Source organism: Terasakiispira papahanaumokuakeensis (genome assembly GCF_001709345.1).
Classification (GTDB): Bacteria; Pseudomonadota; Gammaproteobacteria; order Pseudomonadales; family Halomonadaceae; genus Terasakiispira; species Terasakiispira papahanaumokuakeensis.
Genome location: NZ_MDTQ01000001.1, coordinates 3,577,773 through 3,602,774, shown reverse-complemented (window position 1 = coordinate 3,602,774; position 25,002 = coordinate 3,577,773). Strand labels below are relative to the sequence as shown.

The window sequence follows — 25,002 nt, the reverse complement described above, 5'->3', positions numbered from 1 at the left end:
TCATCTAGCGTGATCTGACGTGTGCTAACTGGTTATCCAGAGCCCGAACAAAAAGCAGCCCTTTGTGGCTGCTTTTTTTCGTTCAGTCATCGGTAGTGAGGTCATGCTGGTGTTGTCGCATCCAGTCGGCGAGTGAGTCGAGTGTAGGTTTAAGGGATTGGCCCAAGGGGGTGATTTGGTATTCCACACGAGGGGGGACTTCTGGATAAACCCGGCGTGTAACGAGGTGGCGTTGTTCAAACAACCTCAGTTGTTTGGTCAGTTCTTTTTGGGTAATGGGGTGTACGGCCCGTTGTAATTCGCTGAAGCGAATGGGGTTGGCGGTGACGATTAGGCGATAGAGGATGGGGATGGCCCATTTGCCCGAGATGATTTGGACAAAGCTCACCATGGGGCAGGGGTCTTGGGCGGTGTCTGAGGAGGGGCGCATTAGGGTGTAAAAGCCTCTTTAGTATCTAAAAGGTGTCTACTTCCTAAAAGATACTATTTGATCAAGAATACATTTTCAAATGATTGGTCAAAGGGTGAATGATGGGACGTTTGGCGGGTAAGTATGCATTGATCACAGGTGGCAGTAGTGGGATTGGCTTAGAAACGGCTCGGCAATTTTTGGCTGAAGGGGCACAGGTGGCCATTACCGGGCGAGATTCAGCGCGACTGCAGTGGGCCCAAAAGACATTGGGGCCTGAGCTAGTGACGATTCAAAGTGATGCCGGTTGTTTAAACAGTGCTCAGCAGGTGAAGGCGCAGCTTGCGTCACTGTGGCCTCAGCTGGATATTGTGTATGCCAATGCCGGGGATGTGACGCATCAGCCTTTGGCTGAGTGGTGTGAAGCGGAGTGGGATCAGTTGATGGCGGTGAACTTAAAAGGGCCTTTCTTCTGGATTCAGACGTTACTTCCGCTGATGACAGCATCGACGTCGGTGATTTTGTGTGGCTCGACCAGCGCCCATATTGGTTTGCCGCAAAGTAGTGTCTATGCCGCCAGTAAAGCGGCGTTGCTGTCTTTAGCTAAAACCTTGTCGATTGAGCTGAAAGATCGGGGGATTCGAGTGAATGTGTTGAGCCCTGGGCCGACGCAGACGGAAGCCCTCAATAAACTGGGGCTTTCTAATGAGGCCCTGACAGCCCTTCAAGCGGAAATTCAACAGCTCGTGCCGATCGGGCGGATGGGCTCACCTTGGGAGTTAGCCAAGGCGGCTGTTTATCTGGGATCGGATGAGTCTCGTTTTACTGTGGGGACTGAGCTGTTGGTGGATGGCGGTGTGGCCAGTCGCTAGTCGCTTTTGGCTGTGGGTTGATCCGATTCCTGGGGCGGGTGAAGAAAAAACAGTAAGTGAAGCAGCACGATGATGCCACCAATGAGATAAGCCATGGAAAATTGGCTGAATTCAACCAGTAATCCCAATAGTAATGGTGCCATAAATTGCATACTGCGGTTCGCCATCAAGCGTACCGCAATCGCGCTGGATTTTTGTGCCTTGGAGACAGCATCGGCTAATACCACCATTGAAAGGGGCTGTGAGATGCCGGTGCCCATGCCAACCAGGATAGTGAGTATCGCCAAGGCCCATAGGTTTTCGGTAAAGCCTAACGGAATCATACCGGCGGCCATAAAGAGAATCGTCAAACTCATGGTGCGGTAGCGACCCCGAGCCAATTTCACCAATTGGCTAGTGAAAGGACGTATGGCGACGGCACTGAGGGCTCGCAGGCTGATCAAAAGGCCGATCGTCGTGGCAGGGAAATCCAATGTTTCCAAGTAAACCGGTAAGAAGCTGCCATGGGCACCCAGGGCCAACATGGCGGCAACGGAGACCATGATCGAGAGCTGTACATGGCGGTTACTTTTCACCAGCTGGATCTGGGCTTGGTAGCCCAGTAATTTCGGATCCAACTTGTTTTTATCCGCTCCGGCGGGGATATCACGTGGCAGTTTATAGGCGATCGCCATTGCCAGTGTCAGGATGAAAATGGCGATAAAGGATGTGTCCGGCCCGCCCCAGTGGTCAATCAAGGCCCCGGCAATCAGGGGGCCAATCATTTGTCCAATTGAGCAGTAGGTCGCATACCAGGCGAAGTATCGTTCGAGTATTTTTCCCGTGCCCAGGTTAGAGATGGCGGTCTGTCCAGCGATGACCGTCATCAACTGTGATAAACCAATCAACATTTGCCCGGTGATCAGGCCGTAATAATCAGGTAGTAGTAGGATACAGCCCGCTCCTGCAATAAATCCTGTTGCCCCCAACCGCAGACCCAAGGTGCTGCCATGGCGCGTTACCCAGGCGCCAAAAGGGATCGCAATCAGTAGCGGGAGTACATAAGGCAGGCTTAATAAGGCACCCAGTACCACTGGCGAAGCCCCTAAACGTGCAGCGGCCAATGGAATGGTCACAACGAGCATGGTTTGTACCAAAAAGAGTACAAACAGGTGACTGCAAATGAGCAGAAAATCCTTCCTAAACATGATTATACCGATAAAAGAGTGTGTCCCGGCTGATCCGGCGTGAGTGATGCCTTATCTGAACGGGTGAGTGGGTTAAAAGAAAATCCAATAGATTAAGAGCAGGTAGAGACCATATTGGAGAACGTAATACAGCGTTTTATTGTAAGCCTTAATTCGCTTTCCCCATTGCCTGACTTGATAGACGTTAGCAAAGACTTTGTTTAAGGCCCCGACCTTATCACCTTCAACATTTTTAGTCGCCGAGGCTGCCATGATGGTTTTGGAGAAGAGGCGATTGAGGGTGGTGACAAAGTCTGCTTTTAGCGGGCGCTCGATATCCAGAAATAGTACGATGCGATCCTGATCCGTTTTGTTTTCTGCATAGTGAATATAAGTCTCATCAAACATCACGGCTTCGCCGTTCCGCCAACTGTAGCGCTCACCATCGACTTCGATAAAACAATCATCGGATTCTGGTGTTTGAAGCCCAAGGTGATAACGCAGTGAGCCTGCATAAGGATCTCGATGTCTGACCAAGCGTGCGCCTGGGGGCAGCATGGCGAACATGGCGCCTTTGACATTGGGCAAGGTGTTGAGCAAGGCGAGTGTCTTTGGGCAAGTGATTTGGGCTGAGTTTAAGTCTGCGCCATACCACTTCAGGTAATAACGTTTCCAGCCTGTTTTAAAAAAGGAGTTAAAGCCGAGGTCATCGAGGTCATCAGAGGCTTTGATGTTGGCGCCTTGATGAAGTGCCAAGGCTTCATCACGAATGGTTTGCCATTGAGCCTGGAGTGGGGAGAGTTCTGGAAATTGGTTCGTGTCGATAAAGGGGTGGTTCGGTATTTTGGAAAAGGCGTAATACAAGCAGTTCAGCGGGGCCAGGACATTGGCGTGGTCGGTGAGCTTGCGACTGAGTTTGTGGTGCTGCACTCGCCCCCGATGCTGCACATAAAATGCGCAACTGATAAAGATCAATAGAATATATAGACCCATCAAGCACCTCAGTTATGATCGGAATAGTTATCGATGGACAGTCAGTGGCATGCTAAGCGTTGATTTTACGCTTTCATGGTGCCGTTGTGTGAGACTGATTGCGACTTGGGTATTGGCGTCTAATGCCAAATCGCTTACGCGTGTTCCACGTGGAACATGGGTTATGGGGTTTCATCGACTTTGAGGATTCAATATGGGCAGTACGATTACTATTGAGGGGCGTAATTGAATGCAGGCTATCAAGATTAGAACGATGGGCATGCAAGACCATGCTGAGCTGCTCTTCCTATTTGAAAAGACCCCAGGGATTCGTGTGCGTGATGCTGATGATTATGAACCCATGTCTCGATACTTGGCGCGTAATCCCGGAATGAGTTTTGTCGCTGAATATCAAGATCAGCTTGTCGGGTGTTGCATGGCAGGTCATGACGGTCGGCGGGGATATTTGCAGCATTTGGTGGTCTCCCCATCCGTACAAGGTCAGGGCGTTGCTCGTCGTTTAGTACGTGCCTGTATTGAGGCTTTGGCTCAAGAGGACATCTTAAAAACGCATTTATTTGTGCTGACAGATCATCAAGAAGGTCGAGCGTTTTGGTCTCATCTCGGATGGGAAGGGCGCAGTGATTTTGGTGTTTATTCTTGGATCGAAGGCGATCATCCCGGCGTTTAAGCCTGGCTCGGTCAGTAATGAATGATGTCTTTGTGACGGGATGGGTTACGTTACTGAGTCTTTACTGATAAGGCATTGAGCTGTATCGGGTTTTGATAGGAATGACTCTTAAATTAATTTGCTTAGGGAAAATACTCATCACATAATGTTGATCTCAATTATAGTTTGCTAATAAATAGTGTGTAAAACATATAATTAAATGCAGCGAGGCCATTCACGCATTGGCTCACTGCCGCGCTATTCGCAGCTGTAGTGAGTGTATGCCGGGGGATGTTGTGCTCCGGTGACCCTTAGGCGTTGGAAGGAGTCAGGCCTTGAAATCATCCCAATCTCGTATCAAAAGTAGTGTGTTATTGGCTAGTCCTTATATCGGTCTAGACAGTGCCTATGGACGGGCCGCTCAAGCACTTCAAGAAGCATTAGAACAGCATGGCTATAGTGTCCTGTTATCAACCAGTGCAGTGGATGCTTGTGCCGCTTTAGATTCTACGGCCGCAATCTGTTGTGTGCTGGTGAACTGGGATCTCTCCGGTGAGCAGGCGGAACATGGGGCCCTTGAGGTGTTAGCTCATTTGCGCAACAAAAGCCCTGCTGTACCCGCTTATATTTTGGCTGATCGCCAGACGGCAGCCGATTTGCCGCGTCAGGCCATGGAAATGGCGAATGACTTTATCTGGATGCTAGAAGATACCCCGTCCTTTATTAGTGGCCGTATTAATCGATCGATACGTCGCTATCTGGATCAGCTATTGCCGCCGATGTTTGAATCTTTGGTGAAGTTCTCCCAGGTGCATGAGTATTCCTGGCATACACCAGGCCATACTGGGGGAACGGCTTTTCTGAAATCACCCGTCGGACGCGCTTTTTTCGATTTTTATGGCGAAAATATGCTGCGTTCTGATTTATCGATTTCGGTCGGTGAGCTGGGGTCTTTGCTGGATCATAGCGGTCCCATTGGTGAAGGTGAGCGCTATGCAGCCCGTGTCTTTGGTGCGGATCGGACCTACTATGTGACGAACGGTTCTTCAACATCGAATCGTGTGATCATGATGGCTTCAGCGACGCGCAATCAAGTCGCACTGTGTGATCGTAATTGCCATAAATCCGTTGAGCACGCGATTACTCTCAGTGGCGCTCTGCCGACTTACCTCGTGCCCTCGCGAAACGCTTATGGGATTATCGGGCCGATTCCCCCAGAGCGTTTAAAAGCTAGTGCCATTCGTCAATCCATTGTGGATAACCCGCTCAATCAGCAAGCGCGATCTCAAGATCCGGTACATCTGGTCATTACCAACTCCACCTATGATGGCCTTTGCTATAACGTGCGTCGGGTCGAGTCACTACTGGATAATACGCTCGATCGCTTGCACTTTGATGAGGCTTGGTTTGGTTATGCGCGTTTCAACCCGCTCTACCAGGATCGTTATGCCATGTATCGCGGGGCCGGTGATGATCATGATGGGCCGACAGTGTTTGCGACTCAGTCCACACATAAACTATTAGCGGCTTTATCTCAAGCCTCTATGATTCATATTCGTGATGGCCGTAGCCCGATTGAACATGATCGTTTCAACGAAGCGTTCATGATGCATGCCTCAACATCACCTCAGTACAGCATCATTGCCTCGAACGATGTCAGTGCCGCGATGATGGAAGGGGCGGGTGGCGAATATCTCACCGGTGAATCCATTCGTGAAGCGATCGCTTTCCGTCAGATGATCGGGCGTCTTAACCAAGAATATGCGGATAAAGGGGAGTGGTTCTTTAACGGTTGGCAGCCGCCGGAGATTACGGATCCACTCAGTGGTGAAAGTTATGCATTCCATGAAGCCCCCGCTGAACTCTTAGCCAGTACCCCCGAGTGTTGGACATTAAAACCGAATGCGCGTTGGCATGGTTTTGGTGATCTTGAAGAAGGTTACTGCATGCTGGACCCGATCAAGGTCTCGATTGTGACCCCCGGGATGGATCCTGTGAAAGGGCTGCAGTCGCAGGGGATTCCGGCGGCTTTGGTCAGCGCCTATCTTGGACATCATGGCATTGTGGTGGAGAAAACCACTGACTTCACCATGCTCTTCCTGTTCTCGATTGGGATCACCAAAGGCAAGTGGGGGACTTTGATTAATAGTCTGTTGGCCTTTAAACGCCATTATGATGCGAACAGTTTAATTGCTGATGTGATCCCGCCTTTGTGCGAAGCCTCACCTCGTTATGCGCAGATGGGCTTAAAAGATCTCGCCGATGAAATGTTCCACACGATGCAGACACTGCGCTCCACGGAAAGCATGAGCCAAGCATTTTCCAGTTTACCGCAAGCGGTACTCTCACCTAGCCAGGCCTATGAGCACCTGGTCGCTAATGAAGTGGAGCAGTTACCTTTGTCGGCGACAGCAGGACGGGTCGTGGCGACAGGGATCGTGCCTTATCCGCCGGGGATTCCCGTTCTGATGCCTGGGGAATCAATGGGGGATGCGGATGGCCCGGTGATGCGTTATTTGAAAGCGTTAGAAGCGTTTGATCTACGTTTCCCTGGCTTTACTCATGACAACCATGGGGTCGAGGTCATTGAGGGTGAGTACCATATTTATTGTTTAAAACCTGAGGCCTTAGCGCTGTCTTCTGCGAAAGAGAAAGAGGAGGCGCACTGATGGCTGAGATTGAAGATCGCAATAAAATTGGTTTGATCCCCGTCACGCTGATGGTGGCCGGTAACATGATGGGGTCAGGCATTTTCATGTTGCCCGCTAACCTGGCTGCAGTAGGCAGTATTGCGTTGATTGGCTGGATTGTGACCATTGTGGGCGCCTTGGCGCTCGCTTTGGTATTTGCCAAGCTGGCCTTGATCGATCCTGCCGCAGGTGGACCTTATGCCTATACGCGCAAGGCGTTTGGCGACTATATGGGGTTTCAAACCAACCTGATCTATTGGTTAGCTAATGTTGTCGGTAACGTGGCATTGGCGACGGCGGGTATCGGTTATCTTTCTGGCTTTTTCCCTGCATTGCATGATCCGCTGACGTTTGCTTTAGCGCAGATTGCGGTGATCTGGTTGTTTACTTACTTCAATATTCTAGGGCCGAATATTGTCGGGCGAGTACAGTCATTCACAACGATTCTGGCGTTATTTCCGATCTTGGCGACGGCCTTGATTGGCTGGTTTTGGTTTAATGCCGATACCTTTACGGCCAGCTGGAATGTCTCGGGCAAAAGCAGCACCTCTGCGGTGATGTCGACCCTGACGTTCACACTATGGGCCTTTATTGGGGTAGAGAGTGCCTCGGTTTCCGCGGCGGTGGTTAAAAATCCGCGTCGTAATGTGCCGATTGCGACGGTAGCGGGTGTGTTGTTAGCTGCGGTGGCTTATGTGCTCAGTTCTAGTGTGATCATGGGGATGATTCCAAACCCTGAGTTGATTGTCTCATCAGCACCTTTTGCCGATGCCGCTCGTGTCGCATTAGGGGATACCGCCGCGAATGTGGTGGCCTTGTGTGCCGCATTAGGTTGTCTTGGGTCTCTGGCGGGTTGGACTCTCTTGGTAGGGCAGTCAGCTAAAGCGGCAGCAGATGATGGCTTGTTTGCTAATGTCTTTGCGCGTACCAATAGCCGTGGTGTGCCTTCAGCGGGTTTGCTGATTGTGGCAGTGATCATGAGCTTTCAGGTACTGGCGACCATGTCGCCTACGGCCAGTGAGCAGTTTGGTAAAATTGCATCCGTGGCGGTGATCATGACGCTGTTGCCCTATATCTATTCAGCCATTTCACTGAAAGTGTTGGGCTACAAGCACATGTCATCGAATCAGTATTCGATCTATACCGTGATCGCACTGGTGGGGGCGGCTTATAGTCTATTGGCGTTAGTGGGGTCAGATGGTGAGCAAACTCGATGGTCTTTGATTTTTGTGATTTCGACCATGATCTTCTTTGCCCTCTCATTGAATCGGCAACATGAGATTCAGGAGCAACATCTCAAAACAGGGGGTGTTTCACCGCGTTGGATTCGTTATTTCACGCTAGCAATGACCATCCTGGCCTTGGTTGGAATGTTCTGGCTTTCAGTGGGTGAACACGATAATTTGAATTTGAATCATCGTGAGCCGCAGCCGATTGAGCGTCCGACGCTTGATTAAACTTAGTTGGTGAGGATTGCTCTAGACGAGAATAAAGAACGATCCTGATGTTCATTTTAATGTTCCACGTGGAACACTGAGATCCCTGTACGATAAAAATGCCCCGCACTGAGCGGGGCATTTTTTGTTTAATCCACGAAGAGACTTGTCCGGTGTTTTGGCATCAGATGGTTTTGTCGTTAAGCATTTTGTAGCTTGTGCTGTAGCTGATTTCCCAGAATGCCACCCAGCACCATGACGACGAGAAAAATCCAGCCGGAAAGTGAGAAGTTGGCAATTGGGGTAAAGAGTGCCCCAACGTTGCAGCCATTGGCCAATCGAGTACCTAACCCCATCGAGAGCCCGGCCACCATCAAGAGCAGCGCTTCACGACCGCTTAACCTGAGCCTTGAAAGGCCGGACCAGAAACGTCCCGCCAGCAACAGCGCGATCATTGCTCCCAACATAATGCCGATATTTTGCACATTCACGGGGTGATTAAAAAACGGCATAGTGAAGACTTGCTCTGGCCGATGGGTAAAGGCAGCGACTTGAGCAGGGTCCATGAGGCTTAATGCAATCAGTAAACGCCCAAACCAAAAGCCAAATGGAGAGGATGCGCCCCATCCCGCACCTGTCACACCCATTAACAGTGTGAACAAAATAGCGATCACCGCTGCGCCCGTCACCGGAGACCAGCGTTTCACAAAGAGAGTTTCATAGGTCTCTTGGCTGAATAAACGGTGTTGAGCCAGATCGCTTGAGGGGGCACTCAGCTGTTCTTGTTCTGAGGCGATGCCGATATAAGTACCACGATCTCGACGATAACGTTCATAACGTAGGGCTAGCCAGCTGACCAGTGCCGCTAGACAAAGCGTTAAAAGCATGGCGCCGAGATAGCCATTTAATGGATCGCCTGCAAATAAATCAGGCATAAAGACACCATGGCCTTCGTAAGTCGGGGTCGAAATCCAGCTGTCCCGTATCCATGATTGTTGTGCTTGCAGGGGAAAGCCTAGAAAAACTCCCATCCCAAAGAATAGTAATGTGAGGGCGGGTCGGGTGAGATTGCTGGAGAAGTAGGTTAAAACACCTGAAGCACAGCAACTGGCGATAGACATGCCAAAGCCAAACATTAGCCCGCCCACAATCAATCCGATGTTGATGGGGTTGATCCATAAATTCATGCGGGTGGGATCTTGTTGATACAAGAAGGCCGTACTGGTGAGGGCGGTTAAGCAGAACATGATCATTAGGGTGCGCATCAAGCGCGTAGAACCGGCCCGGAAAGCACGGTTGACGCTGCCGGCAAACCCTAGTGCGGCCCGTGACAAGGCATAGCCTAAGCCAAGACCAATTAAGAGTCGGAAGAATAGTGGGGAGTCTAAAAACATCCCCCCCAATACGAGTGTGCTCAGTAATAGTACTGTTCCCCAAAGGGCTTCTTGTTTATTCATGAGTCTTTGCAAATTTTCATTAGGGTGAGGGTGAATTGAATCCATCAGGGTTTGTTCTGAGGGGGTTTGAGTCGAGCCAGCGCCATCACGGCCTCTCGCATGGGCTCCATTTGACGACATAATAAGGCCAGTTGTAGGTGAGCCAAACGTTGTTCATCATTTGGGGCTTCAGCTTGTGATTCCAACCGCTCTGCCCACTCCATGGGAGATGGGTTTAAAGGTGCAAGCCACTGTTTTTGATCCAGCGCCTCGCTCATTTGACCCAGATAGGTGATCACCTGCTCGAAAGCGTCGTCCAGATCTGAGCTGCTGTGCACATCATCAGCATTACGACGATGGGCACCTAATGTGGAGAGATGCCCCAGAATACTGTGTGTAATGACCAGTAGATTTAATCCCTTATCCGCATCTTGACGGTATTGGCGAGGTTCCTGCAGTACGGTATTGAGGTGAGTTGAAAAAGCGGCATCGGCATTATGCGCATTACGTCGTGCCAGGCGATAGGACAGATCGTCTTGCTTCCCTTGTTGGTATTGATGTTTGATCGCCTTGAGATAATCGCGGCTATTGTTGATGACCGTGAGCGCATCTCTATCTAGCCGTCGTCGTTGCCAATCGGGCAGAATGAAAATCGCAGCCATGGCCGCAATCAGTGCACCCAGTAACGTATCAAACATTCTTGGCCAGATGAGGCCGAATCCATTACCGACCTGATTGAAGCAAGCCAGCACCATTAATGTAATCGAAGCGGTGGCCGTGATGTAACGACTGGATCGGGTCGCAAAAAAGAGAACGCCAGCTAATACGGCAATGACGGCCTGGGCCATGGCCCAAGGGAATAGGCTGATTAACGCCCAGCCACTGACAAGGCCAATGATGGTGCCGATGATGCGTTGACGAAAATATTTATAAGTGGTGCCGAAATTAGGCCGACAGACAAATAGTGTCGTCAGCATGATCCAATAGCCTTGAGTGGGGTGGATCAGCTTGAGTAGGCCGTAGCCGGCCATTAATGCCAAGGATAAACGAATGGCATGGCGGAAGATGGGGGAGGAGAGCCTTAGGTGACTGCGAATACGACGCCAGGCATCTTTCAAACCGCTAGGGGAACGATCTAATAATTTTCGATCATCCTGCTTCGGGGCCACCGCTGGATTGTCCGCCAGTGCCAATTGCCGTTCCAATGCGGTCAGATTGATCTCGAGTGAGTTCAGCGAACGCATCAGTCGTTGCTGTTCTTTATCCTCGGGTTCCGGTTGATGACCTTCAAGATACTGAATAGACGCGCGTAGGTCTTTGAGCGCCTGTTCGCTTTTGCTATGGTCGAAAGGAAGCCGTAGTAATAGTGCTTTGCTCAGCTGTCGGCAGGCTTCTCCTTGCTGATAGAGCAACCACTGACAGCGAAATAAAACATCACTGTGAAAGAAAGCTCGGGCCAGGGCACCATAGTTATGATGGGTTGAACTGGCGCGTTCATGAATGTCTTGAGCAATGAAATATAGCCTGAGATAACGATCCAATCGCTGGCTATTTTGGTGGGTATTTAAACGCGAGAAGAGTGTCTCCTTGGCCGCGTTTAAGGCATTGACCACCATGCCGTTTTGTTGGGCCAATTTCAGGCGCCTTTCTTCTCGGTCGACACCATGTACGGGCTCAAAGAGTGAGGCCTTGATTTTGAGATATTGGCCTAGCGCTTTCATCAGAATGGCCAAATGTTGACGGACAGGCTGATGTGTAAACAGAGCATGCCATAGAATGGACAGTAGCCCATACCAGCTCGCCCCAATCACCAGTAATATCGGGCCATGAAAGATACTGGTGCCTTCGGTGCCACCATGCTGCTCAATATTGATCATGGTATAGATCGAAAGAATTAAGGTGGCAAAGCTGATGGTGGCGTAACGCTGTCCGATCGCACCGAGCATAATGATCGAGAAACTGATAACGCCTAATCCGGGGGCAAAGATCCAGGGGTGATGGAACGCCAGCTCAACGGATAACGAGGCCCCCGCGAAGCAAATCAGTGTGACAAATAGGGCTAAGGCTCGATGTTGCCAGTTGTCATCCGTTTCGGCGAGGCCACTGGCGAGTACGCCAAGAAACAGGGGAATCAACTGATCTAAGTTATGGGTTGCCCAGGACCAGATCATGACGCCGGAGAGGCCAATAAAGGTTCGGAGGCTATAGGCGAATTTATCCAGCGTCCAAAGACGGCGCAGTGTATGCATAAGGCGAATAGAGGCCATGGTAGAGGTTCTTTTCACTCCTTCGGTGATCAGCGATGCATCAGGGCCAAATCATTATGCTGATGATCAGTTTGCTTAAGACAGATTAAGTCGCCTTATAAAAACGCCCGCAACAAAGGCGGGCGTTTTTGATCAGCAGATAGCATCGGTTGTGATGAGGACATGATGGGGTTCCACGTGGAACTTGAGATGAGCGCTATCATGCATGTCCACAACCGTCATGATGCTATGCTCTCAAGGCTTGTGGCGTGGCAGGTGCCAACAGGAGGTTGGCGAGACTGGCCAGGTCATCGACAACAGCCACTTGAGTCAGCCCTTCACCCGCAGCGAGGGTCTTTTCCCCTTTCCCCGTGCGGACTAATACGGCTTGGCAGCCCATGGCTTGACCGGCTTGCAAGTCTCTTAAGGCATCACCCACCATGATGGCGCCTTCCAAGTCATCCAATGACAAGCCCGTACGAATTTGTTCCAGCAGGCCAGGTAATGGTTTACGGCAATCACAATGATCATCCGGACCGTGAGGACAGAAAGCAATGTGATCAATGTGGCCACCGGCTTGTTCAACCAAGTGGATCATTTTATCGTGCATGGCCGTGAGGTCGGCGGACGAGAATTTGCCCCGAGCCAGACCTGATTGATTGGTGGCAATGGCTAAGGTCCAACCCGCCTGAGATAAACGAGCCAAGGCATCGATACTGCCTGGGATCGGAATCCACTCATCGGCAGATTTGACGAAGACATCCGAGTCTTGGTTAATGACACCATCCCGGTCAAGAATAAGTAGTTTTCGGTGGGGGTCCAAGTCAGGCATAGGGGCGATACGCAAGCAAGTGGATGTGGGTGCGTGATATCGGGGGTATCCCAATATGTTAAAGCAATGTGTTTAAAGCCGTCGATTAAAATATTGATTCAATAAGTCTGTTCAAAATGGTGATGTGAAACACGACCATGTTCAACAATCTCATGAGATTCAATCATCTCATGTTAAAAAACGGCAGGGGCTTTAAAGCCTCCTGCCGTAATCTTGAAGTCTAATATAAAGTAGCTAGGTTATACTATAGTCTAATTTATACCGACTGTGATGTTTTTTCTCTCAGCCTCAGTGAGCGGTTGCCGTGCTCACTCATTACCGTGATCACTATGACCCGTGCTCACTGCTGCAGTAAGGCGATATCCGCGACACCTAAGAAGAGCGCTTGGAGTGACGCGAGTAAGGCTAAGCGGTTATCCCGCACTTTAGGGTCATCCGCCATGACCATGACCGCTTCAAAGAAGTCGTCGACAGCCGGGCGCAGGCTCGCCAGCGCATTGAGTGCCTGAGCATATTCGCCCGCTGCAAATAAGGGTGCGACTTCAGCCTGACGTGCTTCAATAGCTGTCGCCAGTTGGATTTCCGCCGGGTCGCTCAGCAGTGTTTTATCGACGGTGCTGGGTGTCGGGCCGTCTAACTTCGCCAAAATATTCGAGACGCGTTTATTGGCGGCAGCCAGGGCAGCCGCTTCAGGCAACTGAGTAAAGGCGGCCACCGCATGAACGCGGCGATCGAAATCTAATGGGCGGGTGACGTTCCGTGCCCGGACCGCAAGGAACAGGGTGGTGTCGAGCCCTTCGGCCTGATACCAAGCCCGGAAACGATCCAGCATATATTCCAAGACGGTCTCGACCAGTCCATCACGCTGAGGAAGATCGGCATGTTGCTGAGCGGATAATGTCAGCAGTTCATGCAGATCCAGGTCCAGTTTCTGGTGGACCATGATATTGAGGACACCGAGCGTGGCACGGCGTAGGGCGAAAGGATCTTTCACACCCGTCGGGCGCTGACCGATCCCAAAGATACCGGTTAGGGTGTCCAGGCGATCCGCCAGAGCGATGGCAATCCCTGTCGGCGTCTGTGGCAGTTCATCCCCGGCATGGCGTGGCATGTACTGTTCATTCAGGGCCTGGGCGACTGCTTCGGCTTCACCATCGTGACGGGCGTAGTGTTCGCCCATGATGCCTTGCAGCTCAGGGAACTCCAGTACCATCTCGGTGACGAGGTCGCACTTACACAAGGTGGCTGCACGACGGGCAGCCTCTTCATCACTGTTGAGCTGGCGCGCGATATGAGCCGCCAGTTCACCGATGCGACGTGATTTATCGGCCAAGGTGCCCAATTGCTGCTGAAACACAACGCTTTCCAGCGACTGGGCACGATCAATCAGTGGTGTTTTACGATCGGTTTCAAAGAAGAAGGCCGCATCCGCTAAGCGTGGGCGAATGACTTTCTCATTACCGGCAATGACTTGTTGTGGGTCACGGCTGGCAATATTAGAGACGGTAATAAAGCGGGGGAGGAGCCGCCCTTCGTTGTCGACCAAATGGAAATACTTCTGGTTGGCCTTCATTGAGGAGATCAAGCATTCCGCTGGCACTTCAAGGAAGCGTTCTTCAAAAGTCCCCATCAAGGCGACGGGCCATTCAACCAATCCGTTCACTTCTTCTAGTAAGTCTTCATCGATCACGGCAGTGGCGCCTACCTTAGCCGCTTCGACTTTGACTTGATCACGAATGGATTCGCGACGCGCTGCGGGTTCGACCATCACGCAGGCTTCTTGCAAAGCCGCGATATAGTCGTTGGCATGGGCCAGCTCAATGGTGTGATTGGCGTGGAAACGGTGGCCTCGAGTCGTTCGACCCGCACTGAGCCCCAGAATATCAGCCGGGATGACTTGGTCACCGTGCAGCATCACTAACCAATGCACTGGGCGAGAAAACTCAACCCGTGAGGCACCCCAGCGCATCCGCTTCGGTACCGGCAATGCATGCAGTGCTTTATCGATCATTTCCGGCAGTAGCGATGCGGTTTCAATACCTTGTTCTGTGGTATTAAACGCCAGCCAAGTGCCTTTATCGGTTTCCAACTGGCTCAACTGATCGACTGTGACGCCGCAAGAGCGTGCAAAGCCTTCAGCCGCTTTCGTTGGGTTGCCGTCGCCATCAAAAGCTGCTTGCAGTGCTGGGCCTCGGCGCTCGACTTCTCGGTCAGGTTGCTTGTCGGCCAGTGCGGCGATACTGACCGCTAAACGTCGAGGCGTGGCCAGCGCTTTGACCTCGCCGTGTGGAATTTCCGCTTTATCCAACGCATCAGCCAAGCCCTTGGCAAAGGCATTGGCCAGTTTCATGAGCGCGGTCGGTGGCAGTTCTTCACAGCCCAATTCGACGAGAAAATCCTGTGCAGACATCAGTTGCGCTCCTGTTCCGTCTCTTGATCGGCCAGGAACTCCTGGCGCAGTGATTCAGGGGCTAATGGGAAGCCGAGGGCTTTACGGGCATCGTAATAGGCCTGAGCGACGCCGCGGGCCATAGTCCGAACACGCAGGATATAGCGTTGACGTTCGGTGACAGAGATCGCGTGACGGGCATCCAGTAAGTTGAAGGTATGGGAGGCCTTCAATACCTGTTCATAAGCCGGTAACGGGAGTTTGACATCCAGCAGTTTCTGACACTCTGTTTCGCAGTGGTCGAACAGCGTGAACAGGAAGGGAACATCGGCATGTTCAAAGTTGTAGGCCGATTGTTCACGTTCATTCTGTAAGAAGACATCGCCATAAGTCACGATGTTACCCTGCGGGTCGCGGGTCCAGACTAAGTCATAGACGCTATCCACATCCTGCAGGTACATGGCGATACGCTCAAGCCCGTAGGTTATCTCGCCAGTGACGGGATAACACTCAATGCCGCCTGCCTGCTGGAAGTAGGTGAACTGAGTTACTTCCATGCCGTTGAGCCAGACTTCCCAACCCAAGCCCCAGGCGCCGAGTGTGGGCGATTCCCAGTTATCTTCGACAAAACGGATATCATGAATCAAAGGATCAAGTCCCATGGTTTTCAATGATCCCAGGTAGCGTTCCTGGATATCCGCAGGTGATGGCTTCATGACCACCTGAAACTGATAATAATGTTGCAGGCGGTTGGGGTTTTCCCCATAACGTCCGTCGGTGGGCCGGCGGGACGGCTGTACGTAGGCGCTGTTCCAGGTTTCAGGCCCGATGGCGCGGAGGAAAGTCGCGGTATGGAACGTCCCCGCACCCACTTCCATATCTAGGGGTTGCAGGACTACGCAGCCCTGTTCTGCCCAATATTGTTGCAGGGCTAAGATTAGCCCTTGGAATGTCGAAACATCCGGCGTCGACTGAGTCATGACGAAAGTCACCCTTGCTCTGTTCGGTGTGCCATTGCAAACCGCCAAGTATAACCGCTGGGGGGGTAGGGAATACAGAGCCTTGCCATGTTTATGAGTCAACATGGGTTTTGGCCTGTTGTCAGATACGGTAGGAGCAAGCACTGGCTTTACGCTAGAATGAGGCGAGATTCGACTTCAGGAGTAATGGCCATGATCGTGGTGACAGGTGGCGCCGGGTTTATCGGCAGTAATATCGTGAAAACGCTTAACCGGCAGGGAGAGCGCAATATTGTTGTGGTCGATGACCTGTCCGATGGCACCAAGTTTGCCAATATCGCAGACTGTGAGTTGGCTGATTATATCGATAAAGACGACTTTCTTGAGCAGGTTCGGCATGGCCGCTTCCATGAAGGGATCTCGGCGTTGTTTCATGAAGGGGCTTGCTCTGATACCACTGAGTGGGATGGCCGCTACATGATGCGCAACAACTTCGAGTATTCGAAAACGTTGCTGCATTATTGTCTCCGCCAGCAGGTGCCTTTTCTTTATGCCTCTTCGGCGGCGGTCTATGGTGGCAGTGAGGTGTTTCTCGAGTCACCTGAGCATGAAAAACCACTCAATGTTTATGGTTATTCAAAGCTGTTATTTGATCAGTATGTGCGTCGTTTGTGGGCGGAAAAAGCAGTCCGTAGCCAAATAGTCGGTTTTCGCTATTTCAATGTGTATGGGCCTCGGGAGCAGCATAAAGGCAAAATGGCCAGTGTGGCGTTCCATCATAATCAACAGGTGGGGGCAGGTGAAAACCCTAAACTGTTTGGGGCCTGGGAAGGTTATGAAGCTGGGATGCAATCCCGCGACTTCGTTTATGTCGGTGATGTTGTCGATGTTAACTTGTGGGCTTGGCGCAATAATGTTTCGGGCATTTTTAACCTAGGCACTGGGCGCGCAGAACCCTTTAAAGCGATTGCTGAAGCCGTGATTCGTTTTCATGGTCAGGGGGATATTGAATATATTGATTTCCCTGAGCATCTCAAAGGCCGTTATCAGAGTTACACGCGCGCGGATATTAGCGCCTTGCGACAAGCGGGTTATGACCATGAGTTTAAAACTGTGGCTGAGGGCGTACGCGAGTATATGGCTTGGTTGAATCTCTAATCGTGATTACCGGCCCGTGCTGACGGGCCCGCCGGGTTTACGTTGATCCATTGTTCACGTTGATCCATTGTTGGATTGCGGCGTGTCGGGTGTGTCTAGCTCGACTTCCTCTGAGGTGGCGACTTCAGGGGAAGCGACTTCTGAGGGCGCTTTGTCAGCCTCTGGACTGGAGGCTTCTGTCTCGGCCGTTTCTGTCTCGACGGGCGTGTCAGGCATTAACCATTGACGATAGAGGTTAATGTGATTGATCACCATGGCCTTCAGCGAGAAGTGCTTCAGTTGGCCATGGGCTTCTCGTGCCAACTGGTTGCGTAACCCTGTATCTCGGTAGAGCTGACGTAATGCATCCGCCAGCGGGCCGGGCTGGGCTTTGGGAAATAATAGCCCTGTTCGGTTGTTTTGGATGAGATCAGGGATACCATCAACTTGGCTGGCCACAATGGGGACTTGGTAATCCATGGCATTGAGTAGGATGGTGCCAAACGGTTCGCTGCGTGCAGGGTAAGCGAATACGTTCATGACCGATAAATAATCCCCCAGATTTTTTTGCTCCCCTGCCCATTGCACATTCTCCATGTCGGCACTTTCTTCCTTTAGCTTTTCTAAATCAGGGCCATCACCAATGAATAGAAAGAGTGCATCGGGCATTTCGCGACGTAGCTCGCGTGCGGCTTCTAGTAAAACGCGTTGTCCTTTCACCTTTTCATTGGCTTCGCCAATATGCCCAATAATAAATTTACCTTCGAACTCCCCTCTCAGTCGGGTCACGTTCATGGCGCTATTGGGTAAATGAATAAAGCTATCGGGGATACGGCGAACACCACACCAGCTGGTCTCCAGTAAGTGTCGTTGAATCACTCGGGAAATGGCGATGGCTGTACTGGCGGATTCGAAATACTCCCGGTTTTTTTTATTGTCTTGCAGGCGAGCAGCATTACGCCAGGTGACAACATAATCCGTCCCCGTACGACGTTTATGCCACCAGGCCCACCCTAGCCCGTGGGGCTCATGGACATGCACCAAGTCAACAGTGGGTAAATTGTGATTAAACCAGCGATGGGAGGTGTGGTGGATCATCAAACGTTCGGTATTACGCAGTCGCTGATTCAGGACAGACTCTTTATGACACACCAGATGCTGAACCATAGGGGTGGCTGCGGCCAGGGCACGAATAAGGTGCTCTGTTTGCAACTCGGCTTCACCAAAGTGGGTCGATAAATTGACATGGAGCACGCGCATAATCGTTAATCCGTAGAGGCATGGGCTTTGTCATCGGTTGATGGCCCATCAATACAACCGAATAACTTGATCATGGCACGGATGAACCGTCAGTGTTGTGTCATTGAGTGAAAAGGCGTCTGCTTTGTTTGCTCAAAGCGACATTTTATGATCGATATCAGAGGTCGCGCTTTCGAGCGTGCGCTTGACGTCGAGTGTGACTTGATCCATGTGCCTCAACGTACGCACCTAACCGATTGAAGAATTCATGAGTGATTTTGCATTTTCAGCGCTTGAGCGTCAGGGCGTTTATCGCGCGATTTATGAGAGACGTGATGTTCGGTCTCAATTCCGGCCTGATCCGATTCCACCCGAGGTTTTAGCCCGTTTACTTCAAGCCGCGCATCATGCGCCTTCGGTGGGGTTTATGCAGCCATGGGATTTTGTTTTCATTGAGAGCCGTCAGGTGCGTGAGCAGGTATTGGCTTTATTTGAGACGGCCAATGAAGCCGGGGCGCAACAGTTTTCGGGGGAGCGCCAGTCGCTGTATCGACGCCTCAAATTACAAGGTATTTTGGAAAGCCCGATGAATCTCTGTATTACCTGTGATCGGCGTCGTGGTGGACCGGCCGTGCTTGGGCGTCATAGTCAGTTGGATACCGATTTGTTCAGTAGCTGCCTGGCGGTACAAAATTTGTGGTTGGCCGCCCGAGCAGAAGGGATCGGTGTCGGTTGGGTGAGTATTTTAGACCCTGACGATCTGGCTCATTGTCTGGGCTTACCCGAAGGCGTTTACCCTCTGGCTTATTTGTGTCTCGGTTATGTTGACGAGTTTCTAGACCAACCCGAGCTACAAGCAAAAGGATGGCGTCAACGCCTGCCATTGGATCAGTTGGTGCATGCTGATCAATGGGGCGCAGCGCTAGCGGCGGATCATCCGCTTGCGCAATGTCTGGATGTTGACGAGCGTCTTGATGTGGATAAATGTCTTGATGTGGTTGAATGTCTTGAGGTGGTTGAATGTCTTGATAGTGCGGCTGAGCCAGATCTCGACGACAACGGTTCGACCTGATCAGTGAAAGGATGTTTTTCTCAGTGAATATGGTGCCCTTCAATGACGGCTTCGAGCCAGGCGTGTGCCTGACCGGGCGCAAACTTTTGTAGTGACCGACCCAGTCGTTGGAGATTTCGGCGTGCGGTTTTATTGTCAGGCGTTGTGATCCGGCAGCGATCAAAGTCGATTAACCAGGGCATGTGTTGCGCATCAATCAGGATATTGCGGGCGTTGAGATCGACATGATCCAAGCCGGCTTGATGAAAACGCGCGATCATGTGGCCGACCCGTTGCATTAAAGCCGTGTCCACCTGATGTGTACTGAGCAAGTCAGCCAGAGGGATGACGCCTGCCAAGCGACGGGTGAGTAAATCGGCGCGATAAGTGAGTCCCTCGCGTTGAATTCGTGCGCCGATCGCTACGGGCGCGGGCAGCCCTTGTGCGACCAGCTGAGCCTGAACACTCAGTTCCTGCCAAGGGCGGCTGTGTGTTACCCCTGACCAGAGGTAATGATCCGAGATCAGTTTACCTATCAGTCCACCCCGTCGATAATGACGCAGTACCAGCTCACCGTCGGGGCTATCGAGGAACCAGCTATCGCCGCGTCCGCTGCCGGTGCCAAGCAGTTTATCCTGCTGCCGCCAGTGATCAGGATCAAACCAACACGATGTGATTTGTGGGGTAAGAGAGGAGTCATATAAAATGATCTGCTTACCCTGCCGGAATTGCTGGAAACCTGCCATGTCTGCGCTTGAAACCACTCTCAAGGATATTTGCATTCTGCGCCTGTCGGCGCTGGGCGATGTCTGTAATTTGGTCCCCGCCGTACGGGCCTTGCAACGACGCTATCCTCAAGCTCGTATCACTTGGGTGATTGGTCGTGCAGAGCACAGTTTACTGACCGGTTTATCCGGGGTCGAGTTTATTGTGTTCGATAAACGAACCGGTCTGGCGGGCATGCGCGCAGTATGGCGTCAATTGAAAGGCCGACGCTTTGATGTGTTGCTGCATATGCAGGTGGCGTTACGCGCCAGCCTTCTCTCCTTAGGGATCAAGGCGAAGCGACGGATCGGTTTTGATCGAGCCCGTAGCCGTGATGGCCAACATTGGTTTGTGAATGAGCAGTTACCGGACAGTTCTGAAGGCCATGTGATCGAAGGCTTTTTTGATTTTATGCGGTTGCTGGGCGTCAACGATTGTCGTCTCCAGTGGGATATCCCCGTACCTGAGTCGGCTGAACAGCAGCGTCACCGCTGGGTGGAAGGGGATTATTGGATTATCAGCCCTTGCTCAAGCGATCGAGCCTTTAATTATCGCAATTGGACGACGGCAGGCTATGCGGCGCTGATCGATTATGCGCGTGATCGTTATGGCCTTAAGGCTGTGTTGACAGGTGGCGGCAGCGATCAGGAACAGGCGTTGGTCCGTGATTTGGTGGTGCAGTGTCAGAGCCCGGTGATTAATACGTTAGGTCAGACCGATTTAAAGACGCTGCTGGCACTGATTCGAGATGCTGCCGTGGTGATGGCGCCGGATTCCGGCCCCGTTCATATGGCTGCCGCGATGGGCACAGCGCCGCTGGGCCTTTATGCCACGTCAAACCCTCAGCGGACAGGCCCGGTTGTGGGCCAGCAGTATGTGGTGAATAAATATCCCGAAGCCGTGGCTCAGTGCCTCGGAAAACCCTTGGATCAGGTGCGGTGGGGACAACGCGTACGTGATCCCAAAGCCATGGCATTGATTCAGATTGACGATGTGAAGGCTCGTCTGGATGCCATCATGGCCTCGCCTCAAAGCGTCTCGGAACAGGATTGATATTGTGAAAATCAACATTGCCAACTTTGAACAAGCCCGTTTGCTGGTGGTCGGGGATGTCATGCTGGACCGTTACTGGCATGGCGGGACCTCACGGATTTCGCCAGAGGCGCCTGTGCCGGTCGTGAATGTCAAAGCCGATGAAGACCGTCCCGGTGGTGCCGCCAACGTGGCGTTAAACATTGTCGGTTTGGGGGCTGCGGCGACGCTGGGAGGCATTGTCGGTGATGATGAGAATGCCGATCGCTTAGAGCAACAGCTGCATCAGTCCGGGATCGACACCCGCTTCCAACGCAGTGCTGAAGTGCCGACCATTACCAAGCTGCGCGTCATGAGTCGCAATCAGCAGTTGATTCGGTTGGACTTTGAAGAAAGCCTTCAGGCGTTATCGACGACTCCCTTGCGAGAAGCGTTTGTCAGCGCTTTGGGTGATCATGATGTGGTGATTTTATCGGATTATGGTAAAGGGACGCTGCAGGATGTGCAGGGGTTGATTCAACAGGCTCGCCAGGCGGGTAAGCGTGTGTTGATTGACCCTAAAGGAACGGACTTCGAACGTTATCGGGATGCCAGTCTGATCACACCGAATATGGCTGAGTTCGAAGCGGTGGTCGGGCCTTGTGCCAGTGAATCCGATATTGAAGCAAAAGGTGAGACGTTATGTCAGTCACTGGGGCTAGAAGCGTTACTGATTACCCGCAGTGAAAAAGGCATGACGTTGATTCGTCAAGGGCTGCCGCCACTCCATGTCCCCACCCGAGCGCGTGAAGTTTACGATGTGACCGGGGCGGGCGATACGGTGATTGCGACCTTGGCGCTGGCGCTGGCGGCGGGTCACGAGCTTCCCGAAGCGATCACGGTGGCGAATCTTGCTGCGGGCATTGTGGTGGGTAAACAAGGCACCGCGACGGTCAGTATTGCTGAGCTGTATACCGCCTTGCATGAAGATCGGCCGATGGAATCCGGTGTGGTGTCGGAAGCCACGCTGATTGAAGCTGTTCGAGCCGCTCATGCACGAGGCGAACGGGTGGTCATGACCAATGGTTGCTTCGATATTCTTCATGCCGGTCATGTGGCTTATTTAGAGCAAGCGCGTCAGTTAGGGGATCGACTCATCGTGGCCGTGAATGATGATGCTTCTGTGGCACGACTCAAAGGTCCTCAACGGCCGATTAATCCGTTATTGCGTCGTCAACAGGTTTTGGCCGGGTTGCAAGCGGTCGATTGGGTCACCGCTTTCAGCGAGGATACGCCGGCCCGTTTAATTGAGGCCATTTTGCCTGATGTTTTAGTTAAAGGCGGTGATTATCAGCCCGAAGATGTGGCTGGAGGACACGCTGTGATCGCCCATGGCGGTACAGTGCAGATTCTTGATTTTGTGGATGGTGTCTCCACAACGGCAATCGTCAACTCGATTTTAGATCGTGACTGATCGGGCTTGTATGAGGCTTACTGTTTCGTCTCTGGTGGTATTAAAAACTTAAATACGTCATATAGTTACGTTACCCAGAGCCCTTTTCGGTATGATGAGTATCGTCAATACACCCGGTCAATCAACGAGGGCATGGCATGATGGGTTGGTCCAGGCGAGGTTATTCGGCGCTGATTACGGCGCTATTGCCAGTGATTATGCATCGCTTAAAGCGAGAACATACGACCGGTTTACCCTGGTCTGAACGTTTTGGTCGCGTACAGACCCAGCACACTGAGGGGGTTTGGATCCACTGTGCTTCTGTCGGTGAGGTGATTGCCGCTGAACCTTTGATTCATGAGTTACAGGATGCTCACCCCGATACTCCGATTGTGATCACGACAATGACGGCAACCGGGGCGGCACAAGTGCATAAGCGCTTCCCTGACGTGGAGCACCATGTCCTGCCCATTGATCTGCTGACTTGGGCACGGCGCTTTATTGCTCAGCTTAAACCACGGCTGGCGATTCTGATGGAAACTGAGTTGTGGCCGAACCTCATGCTGGCGTGTGAACAAGCTCAGGTTCCGGTGGTGGTGGCCAATGGCCGGATGTCGGCCAAGTCGTTAGCGGGTTATCAGCGTTTACCTCGGTTGATGCATGAAACGCTCCAAAAGGTATCGGCATTAGCGGCACGTGATGCCGAGGATGCCCAACGGTTTGTACAACTTGGCTTACCAGAAGAGCGAGTCACACTGTGTGGCAGTATTAAATTTGATGCTCATGTCGACGCCAGCCAAGCCAGTGCGGGTCAGGCTTTAAAAGCTCAATGGGGAACGCGCCCTGTTTGGGTGGCCGCCAGTACTCATGACGGGGAAGAGACGCTGCTGCTGGAGACACATCGTCTCCTGTTACAACAGCATCCGGACTGTTTGTTGGTGTTGGTGCCTCGTCACCCGCAACGATTTGATGAAGTGGCGGCACTCATTACGGCGGCTGATATGACGATGGCGCGTCGCAGTCAAGATGAGCCTGTGGTGGCAGAGACTCAGGTTTATCTAGGCGATACCATGGGTGAATTGATGAGTTTGCTGGCGGCTGCGGATATGGTGTTTATGGGCGGCAGTTGGATTGAAGTCGGTGGACATAATCTGCTGGAACCTGCGGTGTTGGGCAAGCCATTGGCTTCAGGCCCTGCTTTGTTTAACTTTCAGGATGTGGCTGATCGGTTGCAGGCAGCGGATGCGCTAGACATTGTGGATAACCCAGATGACCTCGCTCGATGTTTACGGGCGTGGATCGAATTACCTGCTCAAGCTCAACAGCGTGGTCAAGCCGCTGCTGCAGTCGTTGAGGCCAACCGCGGGGCTTTGAAGCGGCAGTTGGCGGTGATCGAACCCTATTGGCCTACCGCATAAATTGGGTTATCCACACCCCCTTGGTCATTCGCTTATTTGAATAAGTTGTGGGTAACCTTGGTGTAAGGTGGGGATAGTGGGGTATCACATGGTGCAAAAAGGATGAGCAGTCAGCTCATCCCTTTTTTATTCAGGCTTAAAGTCTCTGTCTTATTGTGGGGTGAGGCGCTGAACGCCAGATTCACTGCCTAGGAGTAAGACATCGGCGGGGCGCCGAGCAAAAATGCCATTGGTGACCACACCGGTAATATCGTTGATGCGTTGTTCCAATGTCAGTGGATCGTCGAGCATGAAATTGTAGCAATCCAAAATGATATTGCCGTTATCAGTCGTGACCCCTTCGCGATACATGGGGTCGGCGCCCAGTTTGACCAGCTCACGTGCGACATAACTCCGGGCCATTGGAATGACTTCTACCGGAAGCGGGAATTCTCCCAGCAGGTTCACCCATTTACTCTGGTCGGCAATACAGATGAATTTGCGGCTACTGGCGGCCACAATTTTTTCACGAGTGAGGGCCGCACCGCCTCCTTTAATCATTTGTAAATGAGCATTCACTTCATCGGCGCCATCAATATAGACGGGCAAGGTACCGGCGCCATTGAGGTCATAGACTGGAATCCCATGTGCTTTCAGGCGCTCGGCACTGGCTTCGGAGCTGGCAACGGCGCCATCAAAATCTTGTTTGTACTGGGCCAAGGCATCGATAAATAGATTCGCCGTTGAGCCAGTGCCAATACCGATAATGGTATCGCCTTCTAGAAGGGGTTGAACTTCACGGACTGCCGCTTCGGCAACCGCTTGCTTGAGCGCATCCTGGGACATGTTGACCTCGGTTCAGATAATGCATG

At 51.9% G+C, this 25,002-nt stretch carries 20 protein-coding genes; 9 read left to right on the top strand and 11 right to left on the bottom strand.

The window, feature by feature from the left end:
* Nucleotides 1-82: 82 nt before the first annotated feature.
* Nucleotides 83-430 carry a winged helix-turn-helix transcriptional regulator gene (locus BFW38_RS15765; protein WP_068999750.1) on the bottom strand — a complete coding sequence of 116 codons (348 nt, stop codon included), beginning with the start codon at nt 428-430 and terminating at the stop codon, nt 83-85.
* A 98-nt stretch (nt 431-528) separates the two neighbouring features.
* Here BFW38_RS15765 and BFW38_RS15760 point away from each other — a divergent pair, with 98 nt between their 5' ends.
* Nucleotides 529-1,281, top strand: a complete 753-nt coding sequence (locus BFW38_RS15760) for an SDR family oxidoreductase (RefSeq protein ID WP_245686177.1) — start codon at nt 529-531, stop codon at nt 1,279-1,281.
* On the opposite strand, the gene BFW38_RS15755 is transcribed toward BFW38_RS15760, so the two are convergent.
* Complete coding sequence (locus tag BFW38_RS15755; RefSeq protein WP_084004711.1) at nt 1,278-2,468, bottom strand: MFS transporter; 1,191 nt, start codon at nt 2,466-2,468, stop codon at nt 1,278-1,280. The genes BFW38_RS15760 and BFW38_RS15755 overlap by 4 nt on opposite strands.
* A gap of 72 nt (nt 2,469-2,540) precedes the next feature.
* On the bottom strand, nt 2,541-3,440 hold the full coding sequence (locus BFW38_RS15750) for an aspartyl/asparaginyl beta-hydroxylase domain-containing protein (protein WP_068999749.1): 900 nt from the start codon (nt 3,438-3,440) through the stop codon (nt 2,541-2,543).
* 229 nt (nt 3,441-3,669) lie between these two features.
* Between BFW38_RS15750 and BFW38_RS15745 the strand changes: the two genes are divergently transcribed.
* The 3 genes from BFW38_RS15745 to adiC all read left to right on the top strand — a co-directional run bounded on the left by BFW38_RS15745 (nt 3,670) and on the right by adiC (nt 8,236).
* Nucleotides 3,670-4,110 carry a GNAT family N-acetyltransferase gene (locus tag BFW38_RS15745; RefSeq protein WP_068999748.1) on the top strand — a complete coding sequence of 147 codons (441 nt, stop codon included), beginning with the start codon at nt 3,670-3,672 and terminating at the stop codon, nt 4,108-4,110.
* Between the two features lie 314 nt (nt 4,111-4,424).
* On the top strand, nt 4,425-6,758 hold the full coding sequence (locus BFW38_RS15740) for an Orn/Lys/Arg family decarboxylase (RefSeq protein ID WP_084004710.1): 2,334 nt from the start codon (nt 4,425-4,427) through the stop codon (nt 6,756-6,758).
* Complete coding sequence (gene adiC, locus BFW38_RS15735) at nt 6,758-8,236, top strand: arginine/agmatine antiporter (RefSeq protein ID WP_068999747.1); 1,479 nt, start codon at nt 6,758-6,760, stop codon at nt 8,234-8,236. The genes BFW38_RS15740 and adiC overlap by 1 nt, the downstream gene beginning before the upstream one ends.
* A gap of 179 nt (nt 8,237-8,415) precedes the next feature.
* Here the strand turns inward: adiC and BFW38_RS15730 are convergent, their stop codons facing one another.
* The 5 genes from BFW38_RS15730 to glyQ form a co-directional block, all read right to left on the bottom strand.
* Nucleotides 8,416-9,672, bottom strand: coding sequence for a YeeE/YedE family protein (locus BFW38_RS15730; protein WP_069000543.1), 1,257 nt, complete (start codon nt 9,670-9,672; stop codon nt 8,416-8,418).
* Nucleotides 9,673-9,716: 44 nt separating this feature from the next.
* Nucleotides 9,717-11,918: a YccS family putative transporter gene (gene yccS / locus BFW38_RS15725; protein WP_068999746.1), complete on the bottom strand. Its 2,202-nt coding sequence runs from the start codon at nt 11,916-11,918 to the stop codon at nt 9,717-9,719.
* Between the two features lie 226 nt (nt 11,919-12,144).
* A complete protein-coding gene (gmhB, locus tag BFW38_RS15720) occupies nt 12,145-12,729 on the bottom strand; it encodes a D-glycero-beta-D-manno-heptose 1,7-bisphosphate 7-phosphatase (protein ID WP_068999745.1) in 585 nt (194 codons plus the stop codon).
* A gap of 340 nt (nt 12,730-13,069) precedes the next feature.
* Nucleotides 13,070-15,139: a glycine--tRNA ligase subunit beta gene (gene glyS / locus BFW38_RS15715; RefSeq protein WP_068999744.1), complete on the bottom strand. Its 2,070-nt coding sequence runs from the start codon at nt 15,137-15,139 to the stop codon at nt 13,070-13,072.
* On the bottom strand, nt 15,139-16,098 hold the full coding sequence (gene glyQ, locus BFW38_RS15710; RefSeq protein WP_068999743.1) for a glycine--tRNA ligase subunit alpha: 960 nt from the start codon (nt 16,096-16,098) through the stop codon (nt 15,139-15,141). Before glyQ ends, glyS begins: the two co-directional genes overlap by 1 nt.
* A 192-nt stretch (nt 16,099-16,290) precedes the next feature.
* On the opposite strand from glyQ, the gene rfaD reads away from it, so the two are divergent.
* Nucleotides 16,291-17,235, top strand: a complete 945-nt coding sequence (gene rfaD / locus BFW38_RS15705) for an ADP-glyceromanno-heptose 6-epimerase (protein ID WP_068999742.1) — start codon at nt 16,291-16,293, stop codon at nt 17,233-17,235.
* 54 nt (nt 17,236-17,289) lie between these two features.
* Here rfaD and BFW38_RS15700 read toward each other — a convergent pair whose 3' ends face one another.
* A complete protein-coding gene (locus BFW38_RS15700) occupies nt 17,290-18,474 on the bottom strand; it encodes a glycosyltransferase family 4 protein (RefSeq protein WP_068999741.1) in 1,185 nt (394 codons plus the stop codon).
* Nucleotides 18,475-18,721: 247 nt separating this feature from the next.
* Between BFW38_RS15700 and bluB the strand changes: the two genes are divergently transcribed.
* Nucleotides 18,722-19,525 carry a 5,6-dimethylbenzimidazole synthase gene (bluB, locus tag BFW38_RS15695; RefSeq protein ID WP_084004709.1) on the top strand — a complete coding sequence of 268 codons (804 nt, stop codon included), beginning with the start codon at nt 18,722-18,724 and terminating at the stop codon, nt 19,523-19,525.
* A gap of 20 nt (nt 19,526-19,545) precedes the next feature.
* Here bluB and BFW38_RS15690 read toward each other — a convergent pair whose 3' ends face one another.
* Nucleotides 19,546-20,250, bottom strand: a complete 705-nt coding sequence (locus tag BFW38_RS15690; protein WP_068999740.1) for a 3-deoxy-D-manno-octulosonic acid kinase — start codon at nt 20,248-20,250, stop codon at nt 19,546-19,548.
* Here BFW38_RS15690 and BFW38_RS15685 point away from each other — a divergent pair.
* From BFW38_RS15685 to waaA, 3 genes are all read left to right on the top strand, one after another.
* On the top strand, nt 20,249-21,322 hold the full coding sequence (locus tag BFW38_RS15685; RefSeq protein WP_068999739.1) for a glycosyltransferase family 9 protein: 1,074 nt from the start codon (nt 20,249-20,251) through the stop codon (nt 21,320-21,322). The two genes, BFW38_RS15690 and BFW38_RS15685, sit on opposite strands and share 2 nt — an antisense overlap.
* A gap of 4 nt (nt 21,323-21,326) precedes the next feature.
* Nucleotides 21,327-22,754 (top strand): bifunctional D-glycero-beta-D-manno-heptose-7-phosphate kinase/D-glycero-beta-D-manno-heptose 1-phosphate adenylyltransferase HldE, encoded by a 1,428-nt coding sequence (gene hldE / locus BFW38_RS15680; protein ID WP_068999738.1) that lies wholly within the window; start codon nt 21,327-21,329, stop codon nt 22,752-22,754.
* Nucleotides 22,755-22,891: 137 nt separating this feature from the next.
* Nucleotides 22,892-24,151: a lipid IV(A) 3-deoxy-D-manno-octulosonic acid transferase gene (waaA, locus tag BFW38_RS15675; RefSeq protein ID WP_068999737.1), complete on the top strand. Its 1,260-nt coding sequence runs from the start codon at nt 22,892-22,894 to the stop codon at nt 24,149-24,151.
* A 150-nt stretch (nt 24,152-24,301) separates the two neighbouring features.
* Here the strand turns inward: waaA and rpiA are convergent, their stop codons facing one another.
* Nucleotides 24,302-24,976, bottom strand: a complete 675-nt coding sequence (gene rpiA / locus BFW38_RS15670) for a ribose-5-phosphate isomerase RpiA (RefSeq protein ID WP_068999736.1) — start codon at nt 24,974-24,976, stop codon at nt 24,302-24,304.
* Nucleotides 24,977-25,002: the final 26 nt, after the last annotated feature.